This window comes from Nostoc sp. CCY 9925 (assembly GCF_963920935.1).
GTDB lineage: Bacteria > Cyanobacteriota > Cyanobacteriia > Cyanobacteriales > Nostocaceae > Nostoc.
Map to the genome: position 1 here is coordinate 1 of NZ_CAWUDO010000076.1, position 24,818 is coordinate 24,818.

The 24,818-nt window shown below is 43.3% G+C and carries 33 protein-coding genes; 23 read left to right on the forward strand and 10 right to left on the reverse strand.

Features of this window, described 5'->3' with window-relative positions:
* Positions 1 to 185, forward strand: a 185-nt coding sequence (locus ACM0OY_RS28690) for a hypothetical protein (RefSeq protein ID WP_414572186.1), incomplete at its 5' end; no start/stop codon positions are given.
* A gap of 114 nt (positions 186 to 299) precedes the next feature.
* On the opposite strand, the gene ACM0OY_RS28695 is transcribed toward ACM0OY_RS28690, so the two are convergent.
* The 4 genes from ACM0OY_RS28695 to ACM0OY_RS28710 all read right to left on the reverse strand — a co-directional run bounded on the left by ACM0OY_RS28695 (position 300) and on the right by ACM0OY_RS28710 (position 2,518).
* Complete coding sequence (locus ACM0OY_RS28695) at positions 300 to 710, reverse strand: VOC family protein (RefSeq protein ID WP_094332174.1); 411 nt, start codon at positions 708 to 710, stop codon at positions 300 to 302.
* A gap of 265 nt (positions 711 to 975) precedes the next feature.
* Positions 976 to 1,407 carry a YciI family protein gene (locus ACM0OY_RS28700; RefSeq protein ID WP_334891203.1) on the reverse strand — a complete coding sequence of 144 codons (432 nt, stop codon included), beginning with the start codon at positions 1,405 to 1,407 and terminating at the stop codon, positions 976 to 978.
* An 87-nt stretch (positions 1,408 to 1,494) separates the two neighbouring features.
* Positions 1,495 to 1,992, reverse strand: a complete 498-nt coding sequence (locus ACM0OY_RS28705; protein ID WP_414572187.1) for a VOC family protein — start codon at positions 1,990 to 1,992, stop codon at positions 1,495 to 1,497.
* A gap of 232 nt (positions 1,993 to 2,224) precedes the next feature.
* Positions 2,225 to 2,518, reverse strand: coding sequence for a YciI family protein (locus ACM0OY_RS28710; RefSeq protein WP_322648155.1), 294 nt, complete (start codon positions 2,516 to 2,518; stop codon positions 2,225 to 2,227).
* Between the two features lie 237 nt (positions 2,519 to 2,755).
* Between ACM0OY_RS28710 and ACM0OY_RS28715 the strand changes: the two genes are divergently transcribed.
* The 5 genes from ACM0OY_RS28715 (at position 2,756) to ACM0OY_RS28735 (ending at position 6,537) form a co-directional block, all read left to right on the forward strand.
* A complete protein-coding gene (locus ACM0OY_RS28715; protein WP_414572188.1) occupies positions 2,756 to 2,959 on the forward strand; it encodes a hypothetical protein in 204 nt (67 codons plus the stop codon).
* A 195-nt stretch (positions 2,960 to 3,154) separates the two neighbouring features.
* Positions 3,155 to 4,024, forward strand: a complete 870-nt coding sequence (locus ACM0OY_RS28720; RefSeq protein ID WP_414572189.1) for an RNA polymerase sigma factor — start codon at positions 3,155 to 3,157, stop codon at positions 4,022 to 4,024.
* Positions 4,025 to 4,435: 411 nt separating this feature from the next.
* Entirely contained in the window at positions 4,436 to 4,861 is a 426-nt protein-coding gene (locus ACM0OY_RS28725; RefSeq protein WP_229500702.1) for a VOC family protein, read from the forward strand.
* 360 nt (positions 4,862 to 5,221) lie between these two features.
* Entirely contained in the window at positions 5,222 to 5,425 is a 204-nt protein-coding gene (locus ACM0OY_RS28730) for a hypothetical protein (protein WP_414572190.1), read from the forward strand.
* A gap of 179 nt (positions 5,426 to 5,604) precedes the next feature.
* Positions 5,605 to 6,537, forward strand: a complete 933-nt coding sequence (locus tag ACM0OY_RS28735; protein ID WP_414572191.1) for a GIY-YIG nuclease family protein — start codon at positions 5,605 to 5,607, stop codon at positions 6,535 to 6,537.
* A gap of 207 nt (positions 6,538 to 6,744) precedes the next feature.
* Here the strand turns inward: ACM0OY_RS28735 and ACM0OY_RS28740 are convergent, their stop codons facing one another.
* From ACM0OY_RS28740 to ACM0OY_RS28760, 5 genes are all read right to left on the reverse strand, one after another.
* On the reverse strand, positions 6,745 to 7,080 hold the full coding sequence (locus tag ACM0OY_RS28740; RefSeq protein ID WP_414572192.1) for a hypothetical protein: 336 nt from the start codon (positions 7,078 to 7,080) through the stop codon (positions 6,745 to 6,747).
* Complete coding sequence (locus tag ACM0OY_RS28745) at positions 7,080 to 7,415, reverse strand: DUF5674 family protein (protein WP_289794363.1); 336 nt, start codon at positions 7,413 to 7,415, stop codon at positions 7,080 to 7,082. The genes ACM0OY_RS28740 and ACM0OY_RS28745 overlap by 1 nt, the downstream gene beginning before the upstream one ends.
* A 182-nt stretch (positions 7,416 to 7,597) precedes the next feature.
* Positions 7,598 to 8,650: an aldo/keto reductase gene (locus ACM0OY_RS28750; RefSeq protein ID WP_414572193.1), complete on the reverse strand. Its 1,053-nt coding sequence runs from the start codon at positions 8,648 to 8,650 to the stop codon at positions 7,598 to 7,600.
* A gap of 194 nt (positions 8,651 to 8,844) precedes the next feature.
* Complete coding sequence (locus ACM0OY_RS28755; protein ID WP_414572194.1) at positions 8,845 to 9,579, reverse strand: SDR family oxidoreductase; 735 nt, start codon at positions 9,577 to 9,579, stop codon at positions 8,845 to 8,847.
* A 74-nt stretch (positions 9,580 to 9,653) separates the two neighbouring features.
* Positions 9,654 to 9,848, reverse strand: coding sequence for an SDR family NAD(P)-dependent oxidoreductase (locus ACM0OY_RS28760; protein ID WP_414572195.1), 195 nt, complete (start codon positions 9,846 to 9,848; stop codon positions 9,654 to 9,656).
* Between the two features lie 179 nt (positions 9,849 to 10,027).
* Between ACM0OY_RS28760 and ACM0OY_RS28765 the strand changes: the two genes are divergently transcribed.
* The 16 genes from ACM0OY_RS28765 (at position 10,028) to ACM0OY_RS28840 (ending at position 22,059) form a co-directional block, all read left to right on the forward strand.
* Positions 10,028 to 10,945: an AraC family transcriptional regulator gene (locus tag ACM0OY_RS28765; protein ID WP_414572196.1), complete on the forward strand. Its 918-nt coding sequence runs from the start codon at positions 10,028 to 10,030 to the stop codon at positions 10,943 to 10,945.
* A gap of 336 nt (positions 10,946 to 11,281) precedes the next feature.
* On the forward strand, positions 11,282 to 11,680 hold the full coding sequence (locus ACM0OY_RS28770) for a hypothetical protein (RefSeq protein ID WP_104899257.1): 399 nt from the start codon (positions 11,282 to 11,284) through the stop codon (positions 11,678 to 11,680).
* 22 nt (positions 11,681 to 11,702) lie between these two features.
* Entirely contained in the window at positions 11,703 to 12,254 is a 552-nt protein-coding gene (locus ACM0OY_RS28775) for a hypothetical protein (RefSeq protein ID WP_335062291.1), read from the forward strand.
* Positions 12,255 to 12,262: 8 nt separating this feature from the next.
* Positions 12,263 to 12,523, forward strand: coding sequence for a hypothetical protein (locus ACM0OY_RS28780; protein WP_414572197.1), 261 nt, complete (start codon positions 12,263 to 12,265; stop codon positions 12,521 to 12,523).
* A 61-nt stretch (positions 12,524 to 12,584) separates the two neighbouring features.
* Positions 12,585 to 12,803, forward strand: coding sequence for a hypothetical protein (locus ACM0OY_RS28785; protein ID WP_414572198.1), 219 nt, complete (start codon positions 12,585 to 12,587; stop codon positions 12,801 to 12,803).
* Between the two features lie 10 nt (positions 12,804 to 12,813).
* On the forward strand, positions 12,814 to 13,656 hold the full coding sequence (locus ACM0OY_RS28790) for a phage terminase large subunit family protein (RefSeq protein ID WP_414572199.1): 843 nt from the start codon (positions 12,814 to 12,816) through the stop codon (positions 13,654 to 13,656).
* A 4-nt stretch (positions 13,657 to 13,660) separates the two neighbouring features.
* Positions 13,661 to 14,230, forward strand: a complete 570-nt coding sequence (locus ACM0OY_RS28795; protein WP_414572200.1) for a hypothetical protein — start codon at positions 13,661 to 13,663, stop codon at positions 14,228 to 14,230.
* A gap of 22 nt (positions 14,231 to 14,252) precedes the next feature.
* A complete protein-coding gene (locus ACM0OY_RS28800; protein ID WP_414572201.1) occupies positions 14,253 to 14,744 on the forward strand; it encodes a hypothetical protein in 492 nt (163 codons plus the stop codon).
* Positions 14,744 to 15,085: a hypothetical protein gene (locus ACM0OY_RS28805; RefSeq protein WP_414572202.1), complete on the forward strand. Its 342-nt coding sequence runs from the start codon at positions 14,744 to 14,746 to the stop codon at positions 15,083 to 15,085. Before ACM0OY_RS28800 ends, ACM0OY_RS28805 begins: the two co-directional genes overlap by 1 nt.
* 4 nt (positions 15,086 to 15,089) lie before the next feature.
* The gene (locus ACM0OY_RS28810) at positions 15,090 to 15,740 is read left to right on the forward strand and encodes a M23 family metallopeptidase (RefSeq protein ID WP_414572203.1); all 651 of its coding nucleotides are present in this window, start codon (positions 15,090 to 15,092) and stop codon (positions 15,738 to 15,740) included.
* Between the two features lie 26 nt (positions 15,741 to 15,766).
* Positions 15,767 to 16,594 carry a lysozyme gene (locus ACM0OY_RS28815; protein WP_414572204.1) on the forward strand — a complete coding sequence of 276 codons (828 nt, stop codon included), beginning with the start codon at positions 15,767 to 15,769 and terminating at the stop codon, positions 16,592 to 16,594.
* A gap of 9 nt (positions 16,595 to 16,603) precedes the next feature.
* Entirely contained in the window at positions 16,604 to 18,784 is a 2,181-nt protein-coding gene (locus ACM0OY_RS28820; RefSeq protein WP_414572226.1) for a DNA translocase FtsK, read from the forward strand.
* A complete protein-coding gene (locus tag ACM0OY_RS28825) occupies positions 18,774 to 19,232 on the forward strand; it encodes a hypothetical protein (RefSeq protein ID WP_414572205.1) in 459 nt (152 codons plus the stop codon). The genes ACM0OY_RS28820 and ACM0OY_RS28825 overlap by 11 nt, the downstream gene beginning before the upstream one ends.
* A 34-nt stretch (positions 19,233 to 19,266) precedes the next feature.
* Entirely contained in the window at positions 19,267 to 19,746 is a 480-nt protein-coding gene (locus ACM0OY_RS28830) for an ATP-binding protein (protein ID WP_414572206.1), read from the forward strand.
* A 269-nt stretch (positions 19,747 to 20,015) separates the two neighbouring features.
* Positions 20,016 to 21,281 carry a hypothetical protein gene (locus ACM0OY_RS28835; protein ID WP_414572207.1) on the forward strand — a complete coding sequence of 422 codons (1,266 nt, stop codon included), beginning with the start codon at positions 20,016 to 20,018 and terminating at the stop codon, positions 21,279 to 21,281.
* Positions 21,282 to 21,552: 271 nt separating this feature from the next.
* Complete coding sequence (locus ACM0OY_RS28840; protein ID WP_414572208.1) at positions 21,553 to 22,059, forward strand: hypothetical protein; 507 nt, start codon at positions 21,553 to 21,555, stop codon at positions 22,057 to 22,059.
* An 85-nt stretch (positions 22,060 to 22,144) separates the two neighbouring features.
* On the opposite strand, the gene ACM0OY_RS28845 is transcribed toward ACM0OY_RS28840, so the two are convergent.
* Positions 22,145 to 22,597 carry a helix-turn-helix domain-containing protein gene (locus tag ACM0OY_RS28845; RefSeq protein ID WP_190895174.1) on the reverse strand — a complete coding sequence of 151 codons (453 nt, stop codon included), beginning with the start codon at positions 22,595 to 22,597 and terminating at the stop codon, positions 22,145 to 22,147.
* A gap of 522 nt (positions 22,598 to 23,119) precedes the next feature.
* On the opposite strand from ACM0OY_RS28845, the gene ACM0OY_RS28850 reads away from it, so the two are divergent.
* The gene (locus ACM0OY_RS28850) at positions 23,120 to 24,304 is read left to right on the forward strand and encodes a hypothetical protein (RefSeq protein ID WP_414572209.1); all 1,185 of its coding nucleotides are present in this window, start codon (positions 23,120 to 23,122) and stop codon (positions 24,302 to 24,304) included.
* Positions 24,305 to 24,818 lie beyond the last annotated feature (514 nt).

Genomic DNA, 24,818 nt, shown 5'->3' on the forward strand with positions numbered 1-24,818 from the left:
TAACAATGATTATCATTTTTACTATCTGTATATTTTATTTTCTGGAAGTCCCTAAGCCAGAAGCTAAAAAGCTTATTCTGTCAGGATTGAATAAAACTGGAATTGATCAAAGCAAGGATAAAAGTGGAATCATTTTGTCAATAAGGTTCACAAATGAAACTAATCTCAGTAATATGTTTTATTGACAATAGATAAAAACAGAGCTTTAGACCGAACAACGATAATTCAAGGCTTTTGAGGATTTCTTATACCGAACTCAGGTTATTTACAAAGGACGAATGACAGATGTTGGTATAGGTTCAGATGGTTTGTTCGCAGTTGATCATCCACGGTGTCCCGAACTGATCGGTCAACATACCAAAGCGCGATGACCAGAACGTTTGCGCGATCGCCATCTTCACCTTGCCGTTTTCTGCTAGAGCGTGAAAAAGCCGTTCTGCCTCAGCGATTTCAGGAACGCTAATTTGTACGTAGAAACCTTGCGGGGTTTCAAAGTATCCTGGTGGGCAGTCAGATCCCATCAGGAGGCGATCATCTAGTTCAAGGCAAGCGTGCATGATTTTGTCCTGCCATTCCGGTGAGACATTTTCGGCAGAAGGTGCTTCTTTGTGTGTCATCATCATAGTTATCTTGCCACCCAGACATTGTTCATAGAACTTGAACGCTGCCTCACAGTTGCCGTTGAACATCAGGTAAGAATTGAGTTGCATTGATTTCTCCTTTTGTAATCGATTCTGCGTTTTGATGAGTGGATCGTTCGCATATAAACATCATTTGCGCGGTTGCTGATGACCAAGCCCCGTTGGGGCGGGTGTGGGGTGTGGGGTTGCAGGTTCGTGAATATTTAGCCCCAACAACCATAGAGTTACAAGCCCCGTATGAGTCAAGACGATAGCATTGATGGGGGTTCAAGCCCCGACCAATGCAGTCTTCCCTACACCCCACACCCTACCCCCTACACCCTTCTTGTTGACGTTACTCTTGCTGCTGCGTTTCAACCTGAGCGCGAATGCGGTCTTCCTGCTCCCTTAAGGCAGGTGTCAGGACTTCACCAAAATCCTCTGCCTCGAATACAGGACGAATCTCAATCTCGGAGTCTCCTGGCATAGGGTTAGGGCAGCGCTTTACCCAAGCAACTGCCTCTTCCATTGAGTTCACCTGCCACAGCCAGTACCCTGCCACTAGCTCCTGCGCTGGAGTGAAAGGTCCCTGGGTGACGGTGCGATCGGTTCCTGAAAAGTGAACTCGCACCCCTTTTGAGCTAGGATGAAACCCCTCAGCGGCGAGCAAGATACCTGCCCTGGCTAATTCTTCGTTGTACTGCCCCATTTCAGTTAAAAGCTGTTCGCTCGGCATGACCCCAGTTTCGGAGTCTTGGGTTGCTTTGACAAAGACCATGACTTTCATTGTGAAATCTCCTGTTGAATGGTTTTGAGTTAGATTGCGAGGGGTTGGTTGTGCTGATTAGCGCAAAGCGCAACTCCGAAGGAACCGCTAATCAGCAGCGACACGCTTGAGTTCATCAATCTCGATCTTCTTCATTTGCAGCATGGCAGTGGTCACTTTTTGAGAGGTTGCCGCGTCGGGGCGGTTGAGTAACTCAATCAGAATGCGAGGAATAATTTGCCAGGAGACGCCGTATTTGTCTTTGAGCCAGCCGCATTGCTGTGCGGTTTCATCCCCACCGGCAGACAATTTTTGCCAGTAATCGTCCACGTCCGCCTGGGTATCGCAAAAGATTTGGAAGGAAATCGCCTCGTTAAATTTGAAGGTCGGACCACCGTTGAGTGCTGTGAACGGCTGACCATCAAGTTCAAAGCTGACAGTCATGACGGCTCCGGCTGGAAGTCCCTGAATTTCCTGTCCAGCGTCTCCATATCGACTGACGTGGACAATTTTGGAATTGCGAAAAATCGACGTATAAAACTGAGCGGCGGCTTCGGCTTGATCATCAAACCATAAACAGGGAGTGATTTTGGAATTGTTTTGCATGAGGGTTCTCCTTAAGTTCAAGCAGTTAAGGACGGTCAAAAGAGGCAGGGGGGCAGGGAGCAGGGAGCAGGGGGGAGGATTGGAAGGAGCTTGCACTCCCACCAATCAAGAACGCCCTGGAAGGGCGGGGCTTGATACCCATGTTCCGCTCCGCTTCACGGCTTCTCTGCGAGACGCTGCGCGAACGGGACAGGGATTGCTCCCCCTGCTCCCTGCCCCTCCGCCTCTTCGGTCAGGGCTGTGCTGGTAGTCCCGCAACTTCGATGACAGGACGGATTTCGACGGTGCCGACTTTTGCACCTGGGATGCGGGTGGCGATCGCAATGGCTTCATCCAAATCCTGAGCATTAACGAGGAAGAATCCACCCAATTGTTCGCGGGTTTCGGCAAATGGTCCATCGGTCACGAGTGATTTGCCATCACGGACTTGGACACTGGTTGCGGTTGCAACAGGATGGAGTGGAGCCGTCGCCAGAAATTGTCCTTGAGGGGAGCAAGTCCTGGGCGAGTTGGGCAGATTCCCCATAGCAATGCTCCCGCTCGGTGTCGCTCATGGCGTTTTCGTCCATATAAATCAGCAGCAAATATTTCATTCGGTTGCCTCCTTTGTGATTAAGTCGAACGGGAATTGTCCAAATCGACACCTGAGTGCAAAAATTTTGTCTAGTACAATTGAACTTTATCTCCCTTTATTAGTCAGTCGAACGGCAATTGCTCAAATCGACACCTTGCCCAAAATTCTTTATGTCTTTTTGTGAAAGGTATGGCTTCAATCCCAAAAACAGATGTGGCTCAAGCAATTGCTGCCCTTTATCGAACTGAATGGGGGCGCATTGTTGCTATTCTGATTCGGCTGGTCGGAGATTTTGATGTAGCTGAAGAAGCTGCACAGGCAGCATTTACAGCGGCAGTGAATCAGTGGGAAAGCGACGGTATTCCCGATCGTCCCCGTGCCTGGATTATCTGAACTGCCCGGTACAAGGCGATCGATCGCCTCCGACGACGCACGAAACTGACCGAAAAACTGGAGTGGTATGCGGCATCTGGCTTAATTCCATCCACTGAAGAACCAACCTATGACAGTGATGAAATTGGAGACGATCGCCTGCGATTAATCTTTACCTGCTGTCACCCGGCACTGGCAACGGAAACTCAAGTAGCGTTGACCCTCCGAATGTTGGGTGGACTGGAAACCGACGAAATTGCCCGCGCCTTTCTTATACCGACTGCAACAATGGCACAGCGGTTAGTTCGTGCTAAACGCAAAATTCAAGACGCAGGCATTCCTTACAAAGTACCTGAGACGACTGATCTCGCTCCCCGGATAGAGGCAGTCCTGACAGTCATCTATCTCATCTTCAACGAAGGCTATGCCGCAACCAAAGGAGATGCGATCGTGCGGGCTGACCTCTGCATCAAAGCGATTCGCTTGGGGCAACTGGTGCGGCAATTGCTGGCACCCCAACCCCCATCTGAAGTCACAGCACTGGTGGCGCTGATGTTATTGCACGATTCGCGGCGCAATGCGCGTCTAGATGAGGCAGGCGATTTGATTTTGCTAGAAGATCAGGATCGCAGTCGTTGGAATCATCTACAGATTGCTGAGGCGTTACCTCTGGTAGAGGAAGCGTTGCGGGGTGGAACCGGAGTGTATGCCCTGCAAGCGGCGATCGCAGCCCTCCATTGTCAGGCAACCCGCGCCGAAGAAACAGACTGGGCGCAGATCGTGCGGCTCTATGAGGTGTTGGAACGCTTGCAGCCCTCACCCATTGTGACCTTGAACCGAGCAGTGGCGATCGCAATGGCAGACAGTCCTCAAGCCGCATTTGGACTGATTGATAGCCTTGCTCCAGAACTGGACAGCTATCATCTCTTTCATGCCACCCGTGCAGATTTATTCCGGCGTGTTGGAGCATTAGAGGAAGCGACCCAGAGCTATACACGGGCACTAGAATTAGTGACAAATGACAGTGAGCGTCGTTTTCTGGAACGTCGGTTGCGCGAAGTTCAATCTAACATTCAGTCCGGCTAAGGGTTTACAACAGTTTAAAGCGCCAGGCATCCATGATGCCGGTAAAGAAGGCAGGAGGCAGAGGGCAGAAGGGAAGAATTTGAACGGGGCTTTAACCCCGCTCAATTCTTGGCCACCAAATCAGAGATTATGGTGGGGGACTCAGACCCAAGTTCGGTCTGGTCACGGGCAGAGGGCGAAAATAGTATTCCTTCTGCCTCCTGCCTTCTGCCCTCTGCCTTTCTTGTTGAAAAGAAATGAAAAATCTTCTAACAGGGTGAACTTGTAACTTAACAAAAGGCAAAAGAAGACAAGTCGGCTTAGTACTTTAGTACTGTTATAATCCAATCGTTTCATCAAGTTGTGTTAGGGTGCAGCAAATTACCGATCGGCTCTCTAGCACATCCACATCAACTGATAGAGGATTCCGACATGGATAACAATCCCAGCATTCTCTCGCACGTTTCGATTGGTACTAATGATTTTGAACGAGCGATCGCCTTCTATGATGCTGTGTTGCCAACATTGGGCTGTAAGCGATTTATGGAGCATCCGGGGGCGATCGCCTATGGCAAACAGTATCCCGAATTTTGGGTGGGAACTCCCTTCGACGGGCAACCTGCAACGGTTGGCAATGGAACTCACATTGGTTTTATTGCTCCTACAAAAGAAGCAGTCCACGCCTTCTATGAGGCAGCATTAGCGGCAGGAGGCAAAGACGATGGTGCCCCCGGTGGCAGACCCGACTATAGTGAGCCGTATTACGGCTGCTTTGTGCGCGATCCAGATGGACACAAAATAGAAGCCGCCTTCTGGGATGAGCAGCTTGAGCAGCAACTCAACCAGAACAATGGTTGACCAGAGAGTCACAAACCCTGCTCTTAAGAGACAGGGCTTGTAAGAGAAAGACTAACCATCCTTTTGATACAAGACTAAAAAAGTGTCTAGCTTACAGGCGTTAAAGCCTAAACTGAATTGCCTGGGCGTGGTAGCCCACCAAACGTTAAAAATGCTTCCCAAGTTTTTAACCTCTTAGCTCCTCGACATATAATAAGAATGCGTCTAGAAGCGATGCCTGCGGCGGGCTATTCGGTGTCGCCCCCATCTCTTTAGTTTTGTAGTCAGGCGATCGCACCTACAAATGATTAACTGTGATGCATAAGTTGTTAGATTATTTCAGTTAAATATATATATTCAATAACCAACACAGAATCACCTATGAAACTCACTAAACCGCTCAATTTGGCAAATCTTGTTGGTTGTATTTTACTACCTAGAATCGCTAATAATCAAACAGCTACTTCTAACAAGAGTGAAACATCAATTACTTTACCCAGTAATCCCATAAATATCATTTACCTGGAACCCTTTGATACTGCTGTTATTGCTTATCACATGATGGGTCTTGGCAACTTTGAATAAAGCATAGTTTCAGTACAGCCTTTGAAAAGCTACTTTACCTCTCCAACTTGGGAGGGGTTTTTAATTGGTGCATTAATTCTTAAAATCAACATTATATTACTCCAGAAGATAGAGACATCTTAGAAAAGTTAAAGCACACGTAGTAAGAGCAACTTTAACTATTCAATAATGGTATGATAATGTGGCTAAAATATGGTGTAAATGAAGAAGGTATCTTGATATGTATTGAAGATATCAATAGGGGGAAGACTTCACTTCAGTGTCCTTACTGTAATAGTAGTCTAACTGCTAAAAAAGGCAAGGTGAAAGAGCATCATTTTGCTCATAATGAAGAAACCTGCCGCCCCATAGCTAACCGAGAATTCCCTACTCTGCCACTCTATGACAATTTCAACGTTCAATTATCTGGTAAAGATTTGGCACAATTAAAGCTGCTTTGGCAGGAGTACGGAGCCAAAAATTACCCTATTAGTTCCTACTTAATTACTTCTGGTTTACTCAAAGCAGGAGTGTTAAGAAAAAACCTGTATTTAACCCCAACAGAGTATGAATTTAGTGATTTGGGTAAAATTCCCGTTGGAGCGCTAGAGTTTGCGCGGTTCAATGATGTACAGGAGCCACTATTACTTAAAAAACTGCTGAAATTTGAGCTAGCTTTTAAACACGCCGAGTACAAAAACGCCCCAGATTTAGCATATCGACTTACTGATTTAAAACTCTACCGCGCTCAACTTCAACGTATTCTATCCTCTAGCCTATATTTTTTAGAAATACAAACGAATATTGGCACTTTGTACAAAATAGGAGTAACCCAAAGACCAGTTGTCAAGCGAGTAGCAGAAGTAAAAATTGATTTACTTGCTCATTATTCCAGTGTTGCTATTAGAGTATTAGGAACTTGGGAACACAGGGGAAATATTGAATTATATTTCAAACATCGTTATCAAAGCTTTAATCATCCCATAGGGAGTTTAACTGAGTACTATAAATTTAATGCTGAGGATACCGAAATGGTACTGCGTGACCTACAACAAATGCAACCTAAAATACTTTCTCTTGATGAAAAAAATATTCTTGAGGAGAATTCTAGTTGGGAGCAAATTGCTGTGTAGTATTCTCATAATCCCGTAGCAAAATCTAATTAATTACCAAATAAAAATAATTATTTTATTGCTATATCTCTAAATACTCTACTACTGATGATAAGGCGACTGCCGACTCTTGATACAGCAGTATTTACCGAGTAGCGATGGCGTAACCGCCCAGCGTAGCTGATCGCAGTGGTCAAGTGCATTACTTGAGACTATGCACTCAACGATTTAAGAAGCTAGCAAACCCGACATCTCCAATACTCGCTGTGACCAAGTAGACGCAACAGATGCAATATCTGTAATTTCCATTGATTTGTCCCAAACATTAATCCAGTTTTGTAATAAGTTTTGGAGTTGATTTAATTCAACATTATTTATTTCACTTTTTTGTTGTATTAAAGACACGTACAACAAACTTTCTGACAACAATATTGGAACTAATTCACGAATTGCACTCTTTTGTGACCAAGAGTTAAGGCGTGCCAAACTAGCTGCCAATTCTCCTAATTGTTGCGCGTGGGGTTGACGTAAAAAACTCGCTTCAATTGCACTCCAGTTAGGCATTACAATCCTCCTAGCAATTGCTTGGTAATTTGGCTAACTTGTTCTCGAATTTGGTTAGACTGTATTATCATACTACGGTTATTCTGGCTTGGGCGAATGTTGATGATTGACTCAAACACGATTTCTTGAGTCAAAGGAGACCAATCCACACCCCAAATATCTCGTTGTCTGCTACCGTCTTTGAGTAACTCTTGTTCGCATTCATAATGGCGAACGCCACCACCTGCAAGAATTTTGCGTTCGATATCTACTGCTATTTTAATGAATACATCCCAAGTTTTCACCATTTCATCTATTTCTTCACGACTAGCAGGCTCACGGATTATTAAAATCAATTGAATTTAGTCCCAAGTAGCAATCAACAAGATCATTCCATAGATTAGTGAATCACGCCAAACAATTGAACATAACCCAAGTGAGTAATTTTATCTGTGGTGTTGTGGCAAGACATGGAGAATACACTCTTGAAATCGACTACCTTAAGTTACTAAAGTACTTTGCAACACAACTGAAGCAGCTACCTCCAGCCTTGGACGATCGCGCCGCCGAAAATGCTACGATTCACCTCGCTGGTGAAGATGCTATAGGGAAAGGCGGGATCAAGGGCACTGCTCTCGTCCAGCGTCCGGATCTGTTCCGGGGTGAGGCGGATGTCCAATGATGCCACATTGTCATGCAGTTGATCGAGCTTGCTGGCACCCAGAATCGGCGAGGTAATGCCAGACTGCACCAAAACCCAGGCAAGGGCGACCTGCGCCAAGGGGCGATCGACTTGTGCTGCTACCGTTCGTAGGGTATCAAGGACACGCCAGTTACGATCGGTGAACATCTGGTTCCCGAAAGGATTGGGGCCAATCAGCCGTCCTTGACCGCTCGCCCCCGCCTCCTCGCGCTGGTACTTGCCAGTGAGGAAACCGGCAGCAAGCGGACTCCAGGCACAGATGCCGAGACCGCATTCACGGGCGGCGGGCAGATGTTCGCGCTCAATGCTACGTTCAACGAGCGAATACGCCAGTTGCATGGCGATGGGCCCAGGAATGTTATGCGCTGTGGCGATCGCGGCTGCCTTGGCAGTGTACCAGGCTGGCACATTTGAGAAGCCGAAGTAGCGGATCTTGCCGACGCGCACCAGGTCGCCGAACGACTGTAGTATTTCTTCAACGGGCGTCACCATATCCCAGGTGTGCATCCAGTAGAGGTCAACGTAGTCGGTACGGAGGCGGCGCAGCGAACCCTCAAGCGCCCGATGCATGTTTTTGCGTCCGTTGCCGCCCGCATTCGCGTTGCCCGGTTCGCCGCCGTGAAAGCTGAACTTGGTTGCAAGCACTAGTTGGTCGCGTAGGCTGCGATCGGCGATATAGCTACCAATCAGTTCCTCGCTGCGACCCTTGGCATACACATCGGCGGTGTCGATGAAGTTGCCGCCAGCATCGACATAGGCATGGAAGATGGACTCAGAAACCTCATCGGGCGCACCCCATCGCGGAGTGCCGAAGGTCATGGTGCCGAGGGTGAGCGGGCTGACGATCAAGCCGGAGTGTCCGAGAGTGCGGAAGGTGGTAAGGCTCATAGGTTTCTTTTCTGGCTGAAACAACAAAGTCGATGAAGAGTGCTGAGTTAAAAGTGCTGTTAGCGGATAGCTAAGGTTTAGCCCGTGCTGAGTAATAAGAGGAGTACTAAGTACTCAGAATGGTAAAAGTGTCTTGTCTGTGTCAATCAAGCTCATGACGCAAAGAAGGGACACAGAAGTGATGTCTTCAATACCTAGAAGGCGCTGGCTGTCGGGCGGACAATGATTTCGTTAACATCGACATCATCCGGTTGGGACACAGCAAATAAGACAGATTGGGCGATCGCCTGAGGGGTGAGGGCAGTTTTGCGGAGTTCTTTCAAGAAGCCTTTTACTGCATCGTCCGTGATCTCAGAGCCGAGTTCGGTCTCAACGACACCGGGGGATATAATGGTCACGCGAATGTTCTTCGACTCCTGGCGCAGTCCATCAGATATGGCCCAAACAGCATATTTTGTCGCGGAATAGACTGCACTGGTTGGCCCTACCATGTGAGCAGCGATCGACGCAGTATTGATAAACTGTCCGCCGCCTTGTGCTTCCATGATCGGTAAACCAGCCGCAATGCCGTTCAATACGCCACGAATATTTACATCAATCATGGTGTCCCACTCCTCGACTTTCAGGGCATTCATTGAAGACAAGGGCATCACACCTGCATTGTTGAAGATCACATCGACGCGACCAAATTTTTCTTTAGCAAAATGAATGAATGCTTTCACATCCTCGCGATCGGTGACATCCACTGCTTTGAATTCTGCAATGTTTCCCTGGTCGTGGATCTCTTTGACAATCGCTTCTAGCTTTTCTGTACGCCGTGCCCCCAGAACCACATTTGCACCGTTTTGAGCAAGTAACTTCGCGGTGGCTTCACCGATGCCACTACTGGCTCCAGTGATCACAATAACTTTGTTTTCTACATTTAACATGATGACTGTCCTTGCTGTTGAGGTTGATTTGACTTAGAAAAATATGCCTCTAGAGACTTCAATTATTTGGGTATTTACTCATCGGTTTCCGCTATGGGTGAATGGCCACAGTAGGCGATCGCAGAAACAACACTGTTCACTTTTGCCTCACTGCTGCGATCCGTCACAATTACATGAACCCCTTTTTTCGCCAGTGCCAAAGCGGTATTTTTCCCTAGTCCTTGGCTCGATCCCGTGACTAAAGCAATTTTTGCCTTGTTCCTCTTCATTGCCTCATCCTTTCAGCCTTGTCTTTCAGCATGGGTTCATCATAAGCTTGAAAAGCTTTTCCCTAAATACACAAACCTTGCAGATGATTGCCTAATCCTCTCAAGTCAGCCGTTGGCAAGAAAGAAATATTTTCTATAATGAGCGTATGAGGATGGTATCAGTCAGGAATGAGCGCGTGGTGATTGAAACACTGAACTATGAAGCGGCAATTAGCAAGTGTGACGAACTAGCAGCATTAGTCGCTCGGCACACTGACAGTAGGGGAAACGGTGTTCATCCAACAGCAATTAGTCAGTTAGAATTCATGCGGGAATCTGATACTTCAGCCAAAATGCAGGGAGTCGCTGAACCAATTCTTGGCATTGTCGTTCAAGGCAAAAAAGAAGTGTTGCTGAATGAGGAAACCTATGGGTATGGTGTGGCTCAATATCTAGTGGTTTCGGTAGATTTGCCGCTCTGTGGATGTGCGATCGAGGCGACACCTGCGAAGCCGTATCTAGGATTTAAGCTAGATTTAGACCCCGTTCAACTCTGTGACATTATTGCTCAAACTAACCCAGGCATGGGTAAGAAAGAAAACTCGGTTAGAGGCTGGTTCATCAGCGATGCCGATCCATCGTTGATTGATTGTGCTATCAGGCTGACACGGCTTTTGGACACACCGCAGGATATTCCATTCCTAGCACCAATGATCGTCCGCGAAATCTACTACCGTTTGCTAATTGGTGAACAAGGTGAAGCAGTTCGCCAAATTGCCACATCGGGCAGCAATATGCAGCGCATAGCTGAGGTGATAAAACTTATCAAGGCTGATTTTACAAAGCCACTGCGGGTTGAGGATCTAGCTCTTCAAGCCAATATGTCTCCTTCCTCGTTCCATCGCCATTTCAAAGAAGTCACCTCCATGAGTCCGCTGCAATATCAAAAGCAATTAAGACTATTGAAAGCGCGTCACCTGATGCTTGCCGAGAATGCCGATGCGACCCATACTGCCTATCAGGTGGGGTATGAAAGTCCTTCACAGTTTAGTCGCGAATATTCTCGGATGTTTGGTGCGCCTCCTATGAAGGACATTGAACGATTACGAATAGCTTGAGCAAAGACTGTGAATTCGCTACAGCTAACTGCAAACATCCAAGGTACATATAGCGTTATATATTTCTGTTAGGGTACTTTTTTAGTAAAAAAGTAATTTTTCTATTTTTTTTACTCATATATACAAACGTGCTTGCATTATCAATAGGCAGTATGTAACTTGGCTATTGTGCAGTTTATTAGGACATGAACTGAAATTGAGTTGTATTTGAGTTGAGCTATACCTGTACTAAACTGACATGATTTGTAAATTATTTTTTAATCTACAAACAGTTTTGCAAGGTGCTAGTTTAATTCGCTTTCAATTGATGAAGTGTTTCAGTTGGAATAGAGTTTGATGATATGTGAAAACGTTATCTACACCCAGAAAACACTTGCCGAAAGATACGGGATTTCCATTGCCGCTTTACAACGGTGGTATCCCTATGCCGGTATAGTCAAACCCCGAAAGCGGGGAGGATATTTTGATGCAACAACAGTCGAGATTGCCGACATTTTCTACGTCGCTATCAAGATTCGGCGGTTGACTTGTGAGGAATATTTACAGCAGGTGATTCCTGCTGGTGGCTTAGATGCTTATTTACAAAAAGTCAATGACGTAAGCCTTTATGACTTTTTGACTAAGCATATATCTGATGAAGAAAAAAATAACCCGATTGTGCAAGCAGTTATTAGGAGAATTGAGCGAAATGAAGCATATCAACAAAGTGGCAGAGACTTTGCAGGTGTCGCCTGATGTAGTACGTACCTGCTGTCGGTTGTTAGATTTAGCTTTGCAGCCAAATGATACGCTTGATGAAACAATTGAACAGCAATTAGTTCAACTTAAAGAGACAGCCTCCCGTGAAGGTATGTCCCTTGAAGAAGCTGCCCAGCACTTGATTGCAATGCGCGATCGCAAATCAGAAGTAGGCGAACATAAGTTCGACAAGCGCGAGTACATCAAACAGCGATTTGGCGTAGACCCAGAGCAAGCTTTGCCCGACAGCTTTGTAGGAATACTTTACCGAGATGCAGATAGGGGTATTCAGTTAGGGGAATTACGCCATAAGGTGGTGCTTGAATCTTCCACACTTGCTTTAGAAGAATTTGTTTTTCATGGCAGCAGTTTACTTGGTGAAGGTAATACTTCCGTTCCACCTGGTTACGATGAAGCGCAAGAGCGAATTAACTCGCGCATTGATAACGATTTTTTCGGCAAAGTGAACTGGGGGGAAGAGACTCATCCACTGTTAGTCGGTACATCGACACCGCAGCCGAGACAGTTGAAGTCCTCGCAGCCGAAAACCGGGCAATCTCCGAAGAAATAGTAGCTCAAATGCTACCCATCTGCTATCAAATACGGGATGAGAGTTTACTCAACTTGAGAAAGACATCTACCCAGGCAGTTGGTATAAATTTACTTTCGGTAGTAGCTGGTACTGTGATTGGGACGTGGGTAGCAGTTCCCCCAACTCAAGAGAGACAGGAAATTCCGAGTATTCAGCCAATTTTGATTGGTGTAGGCATAGGTGAATTAGTTGGCTTGATTCTGGCACTAGTAATAATTTGGTTTAGCAGGGACGAACAAAAAACCTAATCAACTTTTCTCTCATCAAGGGAATTACTGATTTTAGTCGCATTATTGCCAGGGAGCAGTTATGAGCGCAGCATTTGACTTTTTGGTTAACACATCTGGTGGTTTATTGATGAACCTGGGTGTTTCTGGGATGGTGGGACAATTATTGGGAGTGGGGGCAACCCTTGCCTTGCATCCTCTGTTGCTACTTACTGGGATAGTTGTGGGTGGTGCGGGAATTGCGATCGCACGCGAGTTAAACAAGCGCCCTCAGTTGCAGTTGGTTGTTGATAATACGTGAGGGGTAAATTATGTTTACTCCTATACCTGTGCGAAATAAACAACCAAGTCGAAGAAGACAAAAGGTAAATGTTACCCTGTGGACGGTTTGTTCGACTGTTAGTGCGCTGTCTGTTATAGGGGCGGTTGCATTAATGGTTGGATGGAAGCAACAAATTCCAGGTAATCAGATATCGGAGGTACAACAGGTAAAGGCGCAAGTTTCCCAAATTCGGGAAGTGTACTTAGAAAAGCTTTCTCGTACTGACTACAATATAGACCATCTTTCCAGTTACTCCTCAGTCGAGGGTGCGCCTACTCTTACAGGCTGGCGACAGTTGGCGGCGGCATTGTGGGGACAGCAATTGCGGAGTGAAATATCCAGAATGCAGGCTAATGAGAAATCTGGGTTTTACCGCCTTCACTATATGCCGGCACTGGAGATAGTTAAATTCAACTCGCTGGATGTTTTACTAGAAGCGGCTTCTGGAAATAATACTTTTTATTGGGGGTACCGCAAAACCGATGGTACGAAAGTTGAGGAGAAGATACCAACTGGGGCGGCTGCTGTTTTGATTTTGGGTAAATTAGAGGCGATAGATTACGCTCAAAACTTGGAATCTCAACCATCGGTTGATCTGAATCAAATGCTAATTCAGATTAAGAATGCTCAAGAACCATATTCTCTTGCACAGGCGCAGCTGTTACGAGCGCGGGGGTATTTAGATCCAGTAGAGCAGATGGCACAGGTAGCAGACATCCGCGAGAGAATACACCAACGGGAGGAGCAAAGGCGGATGTATCTCCAACAAATGAAGAAGCAATTACCTCAGCCAGTTCCTAATAAACAGCCTGTTAATAAATCGAGGGGGTGATGTCATGTATGTCAAGTTTGCTGCTGCGATAATTTGCATAGCTTTGTGTTCGCTCAACGTTGTAGCGGCAGTCAAACGTACCCCTATTCGTACTACTCTTGAAGGTTCAACTCGCACAACAATTGAGATGATGCCATCTCCCAATTCAGGAGTGCATTGGATGAGTGCAGTTATATTTCTGGCTGGATTTGCTTGTTTTTTGGGCTGGGGAATTTCTGACTATAACAATGCAATTGAAGAAAGAGATGAACTGTCTGATAACTTGGCTAATCCTGGCAATCGACAACTTCATGTTGGTGCTTCTGATATTGATATTCAGCCTTCTTTAGTGCCCCCGGTGTCACCTTCTTCTGGGATGAGATTCAATAGCGAATTCTCTGCCAAGAATGTAGTCCAATTTTCCCCTCGTTCTAGTGTTTCTGGATTAGGGCGAGTACATAGTAGTCAGTTTATTGAAGATGGAGTGCAAAATCAACCTGGAATGTTATCTCCAGAAGAGTTTTACGCCCAACTTCAGGATGAAGATTTCTGGGAAGATACTAACTCCCAGGTGAATGATAAACCCGCCAGCTAGTTACTTAATTTGAGGTCATATTATGAGCAGAAATCAGCGCCGCAATTTTGATGTTGATTATTCTGAAGGTGGAGCAATTGTGCCTGCAAACCGCTTGCAAAACATGTTGCAGCAGGTACAGCAACAAGGAGGAATAGTAAATCAGCAACCTAACATTTCTCCCATGACTACTTATGAGACTCAGCCAGTAGAAGTTAGGTATATCAATGCACCTACTGCCTATAAGCCGAGGGTTCCTCAGATAGAGATTCCCTACATTGAGATTTGGAAAGCACATCGGCTCCATCCGCAAAACCCCTGGAGGTTTGGTTGGTATCCAGTATATTTTTTATCTGATGTAATTAAATCTCCTGTGGGTGTAGCTGGTGTGGGAGTGTGGTTGTTAATAATGCTGTTGAATTTTTTCCTAAATGGCAGTTATACCGGGCCGGGGTATGCGTCTGGGAAGAAGATTGAAGTTGTACCCAAGGAAGTTCCTTCTTTTGCCCTGCCTGTGGTTAAGCAGTTGGAATAATGTGGGTAAAGGCAATTTTTTGGTTCGTACTGCTGTTATGGATTGCAGATATTTTACAACCAGGATATTTGCAGTTTTATAACTGGTGTAATGCTGTGGCATTGGTACAAAAGCTTCAGTTTTCATCGTCGGCTGTTGTCCCCACTGCCGCACCTGGCGTGAATATGTCTTCTACTCCTGTTCCTAAACGCTATTCTCCTCAAGTAAGGGAACATGCAACATCCGGGGATGGCCTAAATTCTCCTGATTGCCGTGTAGCTAGGAATGATTTTGAGGAAGTATTGAGTACTGCAAAGATTGGTTGTTGGCAGGTTTCTCCTGCTAATGCGAAAAGGCGTTGAGGCAATGCGAATAATCTTTGAAACTGACGGTGGCAAGGAGGTTAGGAATTCAACTGTAACTAGTTTGGATGAGACAGCCGATACTAGTCCGAGTGCAAATTGGAGATATGCGATCGCAACCTCAGTTGTAATTGCAGCTATGGTCATTCCCCAGGTTTCTGGATGGATTGAATCTCAACTGTTAGTTAAATCTCTCCAAGGTCTAATATTACCAAAAACTATTCGTAGTAATCAGGTTTTAAATAACGGTCGAATTGCCTTTCCTACTGCGGCTGGTACTCCTGTAACTAGTGAGTTTGGTTGGCGGATACACCCAATTACAGGCGATCGCAAGTTCCACAGGGGGATTGATTTTGGTGCAGCCAAGGGTACACCAATTTATGCGATTGATGCTGGCCGAGTAGTTTTTGCGGGTGACAAGGGTGGTTATGGTAAAGCAGTTATTATTCAGCATCAGGGAAGTTTATCTACTCTGTACGGTCATGCTAGTCAGCTGTATGTACAGCAGGGACAACAAGTTGTGCGTGGGCAGATGATTGCAGCAGTCGGTAGTACGGGCTTTTCGACGGGGCCGCATTTGCATTTTGAAGTTCACGTTAATGGTGTAACACAGAACCCCCGTTCTTATTTACATAAGTATTTAGCTAACCGTTGAAGGTTATTTAGCTATTGGCAAGAGAGATGCAAATTGTACCGATTTTTATATCAGGTGTAGTTGGTGCAGCCTGCTCTGTTGCATTTTCTTACGGAGTAGCTTCACTGCCATGTAGATTGGTATCAAAGAGTGCAGATACTGTTTGTCAGGAGCGTAGCTTTGGTAAGGCACTTGATAGTTGGAAATTTGGGTTTATTGTTGGTGGTTTGACTGGGTTGATTTTGAGTCCTCGCCGTCAATTTATATCCCGTTTTCAACCCATTCATCTATCAACTGCTTCCTTAATTACTTTGGGCATTTATTTTTCAATTTCTCAAAGTACTGGTGTTTCTTCAGCGTCGTCAAATAGTTTAAGAGGAAGAGTTAGTACAAGTTATTACTCACCACATCCTGATTCTCCACGGTTGAGTGCTTTTTTAGCAACAATTCGTTGGGCAGAAACAGGAACTAGTGAGACAGAAAGTTATCGCAAGTTAGTATTTAACGGAACTTTTAATGATTTTTCTACACACCCGTTAAAGAAACAGTGCGCTCCTATTAATGGTAAAAATGTTTGTTCAACTGCGGCTGGTGCTTATCAAATGTTGGATAAAAGTTGGTATGACCTTCAGCCAAAGTTAAACTTAAAGGACTTTAGTCCAGCTTCTCAGGACAAGATGGCAATTGAATATATTCGTCGTAATAATGCCTTAAGTGATGTTGATGCAGGAAAGTTTGATACTGCTGTATGTAAAGTAGGTAGAGTTTGGGCTTCATTTCCTTGTAATAATTACAACCAAAATGCTAAATCAATCGATAAACTAAGAATTTACTATCAGCAGCAATTACAAAAGTTTGAAATTTCTAGGAGGTAAAAATCAGTGATGTTATTACCATCCAATAACATTAATGGTAATATTGAAGTTCAAAAACAACTGCTTTTGACCGCAATTGTGCAGGCAAAACAAGATGGTTTGGGCAATGAAGAGATTATAGCTAATATACGGGAAGCTTTACCTGATGTAATGGTTTCTTATGCTGAAACTGTTTTAAAGCAGATTGACTTTAGATCAAAATTATCACGTCAGGTTATAGAATTTAATTTAGAATTTTTATTTCAGGTAATATACGAATCAGTAATTGCAGGTACAAACGATGATGAAATATTATCAATATGTGCAGAACACTGTACTTTAAACCAATATGAATTTGTACGTTATGCACTTGAGTATATTCACGCTAATCGGTTTCCATCGCAGTGGGAGCAAAATAACATATATCAAAAAATGATTGAGATACTAAGTATCTCACCCATTGAATCTTTATTTGAATATATTGAATCAATCAAAAATATTTATCTCAAGCAGATTGGCTATGAAGTAGTTCAGGAGAATCTTTATAATTTATTTTTGAGCAATAAAGAAACTAGTTATTTTACTGATTTAGCTAATAAATCTAGAGATAACTTCATTAAAAACTATTGCTGCCGAACGGCAGTGCTTGTTGCGCGTGCCACAGGTAAGCCATTAGATTTAAAACTGACAGGTGATGGTTCAATTCTTTTAAAAGAGCCTAAATATTTAGATATAAATAGTGGTGCAAATGAGATTGCTACTTCACAAAATTTAACTATGGGACAGGCAGGAAAACTATTAGTTAATACCTTAGAAGAATTTAGTATTAATGCCAAATATGTTGAAGCTAAAACGGGGCCAACATTCAACCGCATTAAGGTAAAATTAGGACGAGGTGTAAGTTATAAAAAAGTAGAAGATATTGGCAATGACTTAGTGCAGCAGCTTGGTGAAGAGTTAAACTTGAAAGTTGCACCAATGGTAAGTGTTGTGCCTGGGGGAGTTGTATTTGACATACCCCGATTAGATAGACAATTTGCTTATTTCCGCGATTATTTTACTTTTGACAGTGAATCTGACATTCATTCTGTATCTATTCCTGGTGGTGTTGATGTAGATGGCACCTATGTTGAAATTCCACTTTATAGCGACAACGTAACCCATATCTTGGGTGGTGGGCGGACGCGGGGTGGGAAGTCACAATTTGAGAAAGCAGCAATCTTATATTTAGTGCGGCAGTATCCACCTTCCGTCGTTCGATTAGCGCTTTCGGATGTCAAACGCGTGACCTTTGGTAAATTTGATGGGCTACCCCATCTTGTTGCCCCAGTTGCGCGTGATGCAGAGTCTACCGCTAACTTGCTTGATTACTTGGTAGGAGAAATGGAATTGCGTTACCAAGAATTTGAGCGCCACAACAGTATTGAAACGATCGCACAGTACAACCTGCGGTTTGCACCTGATTTTGTCATGCCGCGAGTGATTTGTCTGATTGACGAGTGTTTTGATCTACTTTCCGATGATAACTACTGCGATCGCATTGAGACTGCGTTGATGAAGTTGCTTGCAAAAGCTGGTGGTGCAGGGATTCACGTACTTTTGTACACCCAGCGACCTGATAAAAACGTGATTGATCCGTTGATTCGCTCAAACTTTCCAGCCAAGACAGCCTTTGTTACGACTCGCCCTGAAGACAGTTGTATTATCCTTGGGGACGATAAAGACAAGCGTGCGGTTTACTTACTGGGATACGGAGATTTCTTGTATAAAACAACTGAAGTGCTGCGACTCCAGGCGCTTTATGTAGCTGACGATGAAGACCCTGAATACTTTCAGCAGTTACTCCTAGAAGCTAAAAATCAAAACGACCCCTACACAGCTTGGCAGTCTGGGTTAGACTTTGATGAATTTGTCGCTAGTTTGTATGGTGAGAGCAATAGTAAGGACATAGGTAAATCTAAAGCTGCTGCTGTTACTAAAACTAAACAGCATAAAACTGATTTTGAGGGCAGTTTTAACTTTAAGGTACAGCTTGACGAGGAAGCAAGAAACTCAATTTTGAATTTGCATCAAAAAGGCTATCAACTTGATGAAATTGTCAAAGCGGTATTCAATTTATCCCGTCAAGATGGTAGGTCATACAAGAAATTTAGAAACGTTATTGAGGAATTTTTAAATAGTTTGAAAGGGAGTGAGGAAGATGATATTTGAACTAACGATGCCTTTACCCCCTAGTATGAACGAAATTATTAACCAGGCACGGTCAGGTTGGCAAGCCAGCGCTGGGCTTAAGAAGTACTGGACAAACTTAATTGGTGAATTTGTTCGAGAATGTGAATTTTGTTTAGATGGTGCAGTTTGGATTGAATTTCATTGGTATCTCAAAAATTTTGGACGAGATAGCGATAATGTAGCTGCTGCCGCCAAATTTATCATGGATGGTCTGGTTACAGGACAAGCAATCCGTAACGATAACTTGACAGTTATCCAATCACCTGTAGTTCATTATTATCATCGCAGTAGTGGTGATGATGGTGTGCTGTTGAGACTTTCACAATCACCTGACTTTCTGTTAGATAATTTTATTGTATCTAACCAATTTTCCCGACACAGCTTAGAAAAGCATAGCCAAAAAATTGCATATTTAGTGTCAATTTAATTGATGGATATATTGAATTTAAAGGATGACGATAATGTTACGTTATAAAGACTACCGTCAGTTAATCGATCGGGTAAATGCAGGCAAGAATATTAACCTATGGGGCAAGCCAAATATTGGTAAGACTCTTACTGTTAAAAACTGTTTACTAAAGGATATTAACTTAGAGTCTGTTTACCTCAATCTTGAATATCCTTTTAGTGTGGAACATCTATTCAACGTTATTCCTATGAGCTTCAGCTTTTACTACCAGCACGATTGGCAAAATATCATAAGCAAATTATCTGATGGTTATAATAGACTGCTGGTGATAGATAATTTTGATAGATTACACTTTGTTAGCAATACTTTTAGCGACGACTTATTTCGATTACAACAGTTAGCTCAAATAGAAAATTTTTCTTTACTATTAATATCTCGGATGCCGCTAGAATATTTCCATTTTTCAGGTTTTGCTAACTATTTTGAAAAATTGGAATTGAACGAAACTAATACTTGGACTTTTGGACAGTAGATATATGGCTTTTAGATATCGTTTTTTGGTGATATCCGCTCTGGGTGGAATGTTGGTTTAAGCAATAAAGCAAGTTCGACTTTTGCTATCATCATTGAGGATGAAACTACTGCCGATACTGAAAAATAACCAGTACGAATCTATTAAATAGTTTTGGAATTGTTAATAGAGTAAGGGGTAGGTTAGTAGTGTAGTTCTCAGTAAATCCCAATCCTTACCGGGGCGAGAGTAATTAAAACCTTGTGACCTGTATTTTGGAGGGATGAATTATGTTGAAGAAGTTTGCGTTGAATTACTTGAGAAACATTAATGCTGCTTTTGGAATGGTGTCTTTGACTGCTATTGGTTTGGGCGCTATAGCAACTTTTTCTGGTTTGGGTTTATTGTACTTAGCTAGGGGCGGATTCCCAATTGTTGAGGAAGAACGCTCTGAACAAATTGCCTCTATCGGCACTGGTGCTATTGTATTGGGCTTTACCGGAATTATTGTTGCTTCCTTGGGCGGTGCTTTCTTAAGTGTTGTTGAAGAATTGGAGGAAACTAATTCGAGTAGAGAAGCTGCAAAAATAGCTGACACGAAACCGCTTGTATTAACAAAACCTGAGAGCTTTGAAAAATCTGATTGTCTACCTTCAATTTACATTTACACGGTGATGAATTTCGATGGACATTCTGATTTAAAGGGCTTGGTTGTTTGCAGATTTGAGGAAGAACCGTATCGGAAATTGGTACTTTACGAGGAATTACGTTCTCACCATATTGACGACTTGACAGTAATCTGTGATGAAATTGATCCAGACAAATTAATTGGACAAACCTTTTCCTCATATAAGCCTTTACCTTGTGAAGCTTTAGAGGAACATTTAGATATACACCGACGCTATGTTAATGCAGTTAATAGCGAAGAATTTAGTTCTTGCTATTTGCAAGTGTGTGCTGGGTGTAAGTTACTGTATGGTGCCAATAATATTGTTTGTGGCATTCATCCATACGGATGGTTTGAAGATGGTTGCTGTCCAGATAAGCAATGGGATGAACGTAAGGCGTTGTTTCCATTTGAAGATGATGCTGTTGTCGAAAGCTTAAATAGAGAAATATCGTCCAATCAGGCGAATCTTTGTAAGTTTTACGGCGACCTTATTTTGTGGGATGAATACGCTAATCGTAGGTTTTCTTTTTCTTATTCCGGTATCTTGCTGAAACATTCTGACAAACAGCTTGAGCTTGGTACGGAAGTGAGACTTCTTTCCTACATCCAGTATTTCCGCACTCGAAATGTAGTGGTCTTTGACTACGTAGCATCAGGGCGAGTTTCGGAGTTTACGAAAGAACTTAAGGGTATAGCCCAAATCGAGGTTGATGGTGATGAGATATCTATCTTTTTTGATATATATGCGCCCTGTCACCGCTTTCGCCGTGATGGTGTAGCGCTGCATCCTTACTCAACTTTTGTTCCCCAAGAACTCAAATATAACTACAACTTGGTTAGTTACGTCAACTACCTTAAGAGTAAAAAATTTGGAGTGCTGGGATGAATAAGGAAGTTTCTAAAAGCTGCGGATGCAAGTCGGAAAAATCGCATTTTTGTAATTTCTGTATCTTGGATTGGTAATTTCTAAAATTCAACAACTGCAAATTTTGAAAAACTTGGTTCGTCTAATTGCTTAAAGGCAATTTACCCTCCTACCTCCTACTGGTCGATGGGATACGTGTAAAAGCTCTCACTCAGTACGGGGGGAAACCCCCGCTACTGGGTGGCAAGCCGCTACAACGCCGCCCATCAGTAATTCATGGAGGAATCACATTATGTCTGCTTTTGCAACATCACCTTTTGTGCAATCTGTTAACGATGTTTTGTTTCCAATCGAGTTGTTTTTGATTATCTTCCCAATCTTGCACGTGATTTTTGTCCCTGCTCAATCAGCATCACTTCAAGTTAGTAATAGCGCTGGGGTGATTTCTGAAGAGTCGCTAGTTTTGGAAACTCAGGGGTATTTGACTGTGGTTGGTGCTGTTTATGATGAAAAAGAATTTTCTGAACCAGAATCTTCGATTATTGAAACTGCGCCGCCATCTGTTGAAACTAGGTTTACGGATGAAGCCAGACAACTTGTGCTAATAGATGTTACGGAAGAGAGGAAGAAGCTTTTGGGTTTAGGTGCGCGGAAACTGCGACAGTTCTGCAAGGAACGCCAGATTCAAGGCTATTCTACCGTCTATAACCGTAAAAAACTCGATGGACTCGTTGACTTTCTGATCGCACAACAAGTGACTTCTGCTCAAGTAGTCGAGTTTGTGGAAATGCTTGCTTAGAGTTTGATAAAAAGCCTCGGTAAAAATTGGGATTTCAAAACTACTTCCTTGATATAGGATGGTACTTGCTTGATAATTCCTTCTATTAAGTTTGGGCTTCTAAGATGCGTCCTATACTTCTTGGCGATAATGTCGGTAATCCCCTCCGAGTGGCTTCCTCAGCTACCTGCGTATGGTAATGATGCTTTGAGCGACTGGGTTTCCGGTTTTTGCTCCATTCGCTGATTTCGACGATTTTGCTTGCTTCTGTACTTTTGCACTTCTTAGGTCTACCTACGTTGACACCTAGCACCTCATTAGCTTTTGCGATCGCCCCCTCCTGGGTTTCTGACAAGATGGTACTTGATGTCCATCTTTTTTTCCACTTTGCTATTGAGTTTTCGGTTACGCCAATCTCTTGGGCTAAGGCTACATATTTTTTGCCTTCGTTTAGTCCTAGCAGAATTTTCGCTCTTTTGCTAACTTCATCGCTGCTGGTCGCTGCTATGTGCTCTAGTGCTTGCTTTTCAATAGAATTTAGTATTTGAAGACGAGGCATGTAAAAATTTACCCCTCTTTACTGTACAATTTTGCCAAATGGAATGAAGCCTGATATACTTTTTTTGTAGAGTCCATTTTTCCTAAAGATTCACTCAAAGCCCTGGTGCAAACAGGGCTTTGAGAAAAAAACAAACCCACCTGTTACTAAAACAGGACGGAATTTTGTTTTGTCAATTTAGTTATCTAGAGCCATCATATCATGAGTTTACACAGTTTTACAAATCTTTCTTCGGATAGATGCTTTTTGTGCCAATATCAGTGTCTTAAATATCTCTTCAGTTGTATTGGTTGTCAATGGGTTGAGAATAATAGTGACTGCGGGAGAAAATCTTTCAAAGAGAATCTTCTGGTAGGTAATTTTTGGTATTTACAAGAATTAATTATTTTTTAAAATAATCAATTTTCCCAAGCGATAGAAGCGCTGCAAATGTTGCTGTATAGGCTTTTTCTGCTTTATTGTTGGGATTTTCACTTCTTGAAATTATCTTTTAACTGACAATTTGTGAACCGGAGTATAAATATGTCTGAGGTGCAAAATCCGGCAATCGTATATATTTCGCCTGCGGAGTTGGTTGTTCATCCGAAGCTGATAGAAATATATGGTGAGAATGAGGAACGTCCGGCTTTAGAAAAAAGTATCTCTGAAAAAGGGATTCTTGAATCTTTAAAGGTATCTGCACGTACTGGTGTAAATATCGTCTTGGCAGGTAAGTGTCGCTTGCAGATAGCTCGCCAGTTAGGAATTTCCACTGTAAAAGTGGAATTTGTCGAGTCTGGTTCGCCTGAAGAAGATTTGAAACTAGTGCTTGACTTTAATCTCCACCGGGAAGGTGGGAAGACTCATTACCAGAAATTTCACGAGGGGCAGTACTGGGAGAGCGTACTTCGTCCCCAGGCGAAAGAAAGACAAAGGGAAAGCGCTCGTCGTTTGAATGAATCGAAGTGTTCAAATTTGAATTATTCGATAAATGAGAGAAAGTCTCAATTAAAGAAGGGTAAACCCGTGATTCGGGAGGTTTCAGAAAACCTAAATATAAGTGTTGGTAGTTATCACAAGGGCAAGAAAGTTTTTGAATTAATTTCTCAATTACGAGAAATGGAAAAATTTAAGGCAGTTGTTGCACTGGAGATGGAGTTTAACCGAAGTATTGATGCAGCATACAAGTTTGTTTGCAATCAAGATATCTGTTACCAGGTAATAGACCTTCTGGAGGCAGATGAGATAGGTAGTATAGGTGATGGTATTGCTTGGATGCGAAATGGCGAGCGCAATCCGTTTCGACGTTTCCAGCTTGACCAAGTATATCAATTCAAGAAGAGACTGCGGCCCGAATTGGAAATTGTGGGACGGGTTATTGATATAACTAATGAGTTTGTTGTGTTTGGATTGAGGAATTTAGGGAATATGAGCCTAGAAATTGTGAATCTACGTCCGCGACAAATTGATGCAGAATTGCAGGATGAACCATCTGCATCACAGAGGAAGAGAATATTTCACTTAATGCAAAAGTTTAGTGATGTTTTCCCAGTTCAGGTATCTTTAGCGGAGTTGTTAAAACTCCCAAATTTAACTGAAAAAGAGGAGGTTTTGTTGCGGATGTATGAGTCTGACGTATTTGAAAAAACTTGGGAGGATTATAAGACCCAAATGAAAGCAATGGAAGTATCTACAAATAGAAAAAAGGATAAAATTTGTGCTGCATAGGTAGCTGTGGGCTGCTAATTTAGTAGAGAACTTGTCCCACAATTTAACATTATTTACTAGATTAGCATTTCAATACTAATTGCAATACGAGTTCACTATTGTGGGTGCTGAACTCGTATCAAGATATTTGACTGTTTTTTGTTTTTAAACTCAATGGTGGAGTATGAGTAATTTCATCTTCACCAGTTGTACTAACAAGAGCCAATGTGGGGTAACGCTTGTGGGTGTTACTAGCTTTGCATTGTCATCCCAAAACTCTTTTGTCGATTTAGTGACAACTTCGCTCGAACTGCCTCATTTAAATAATTACCAAAAAAAAGTTGGGTAGTCGCATTGTTGTTGGTGAAGCGTGTTGGACTAAATCTTAGCCTAAGCCTACGTATGTCTAAGCCTAAACAAGTATAAACCTTTGTTTGCTTTCAACCACGAGACGATTACCAGTCGCCTCCAACAAGCGGATAACCAACCGCTTAAACATAAAAATTTCAAATTTAGGCTAACACATTTTGACCAA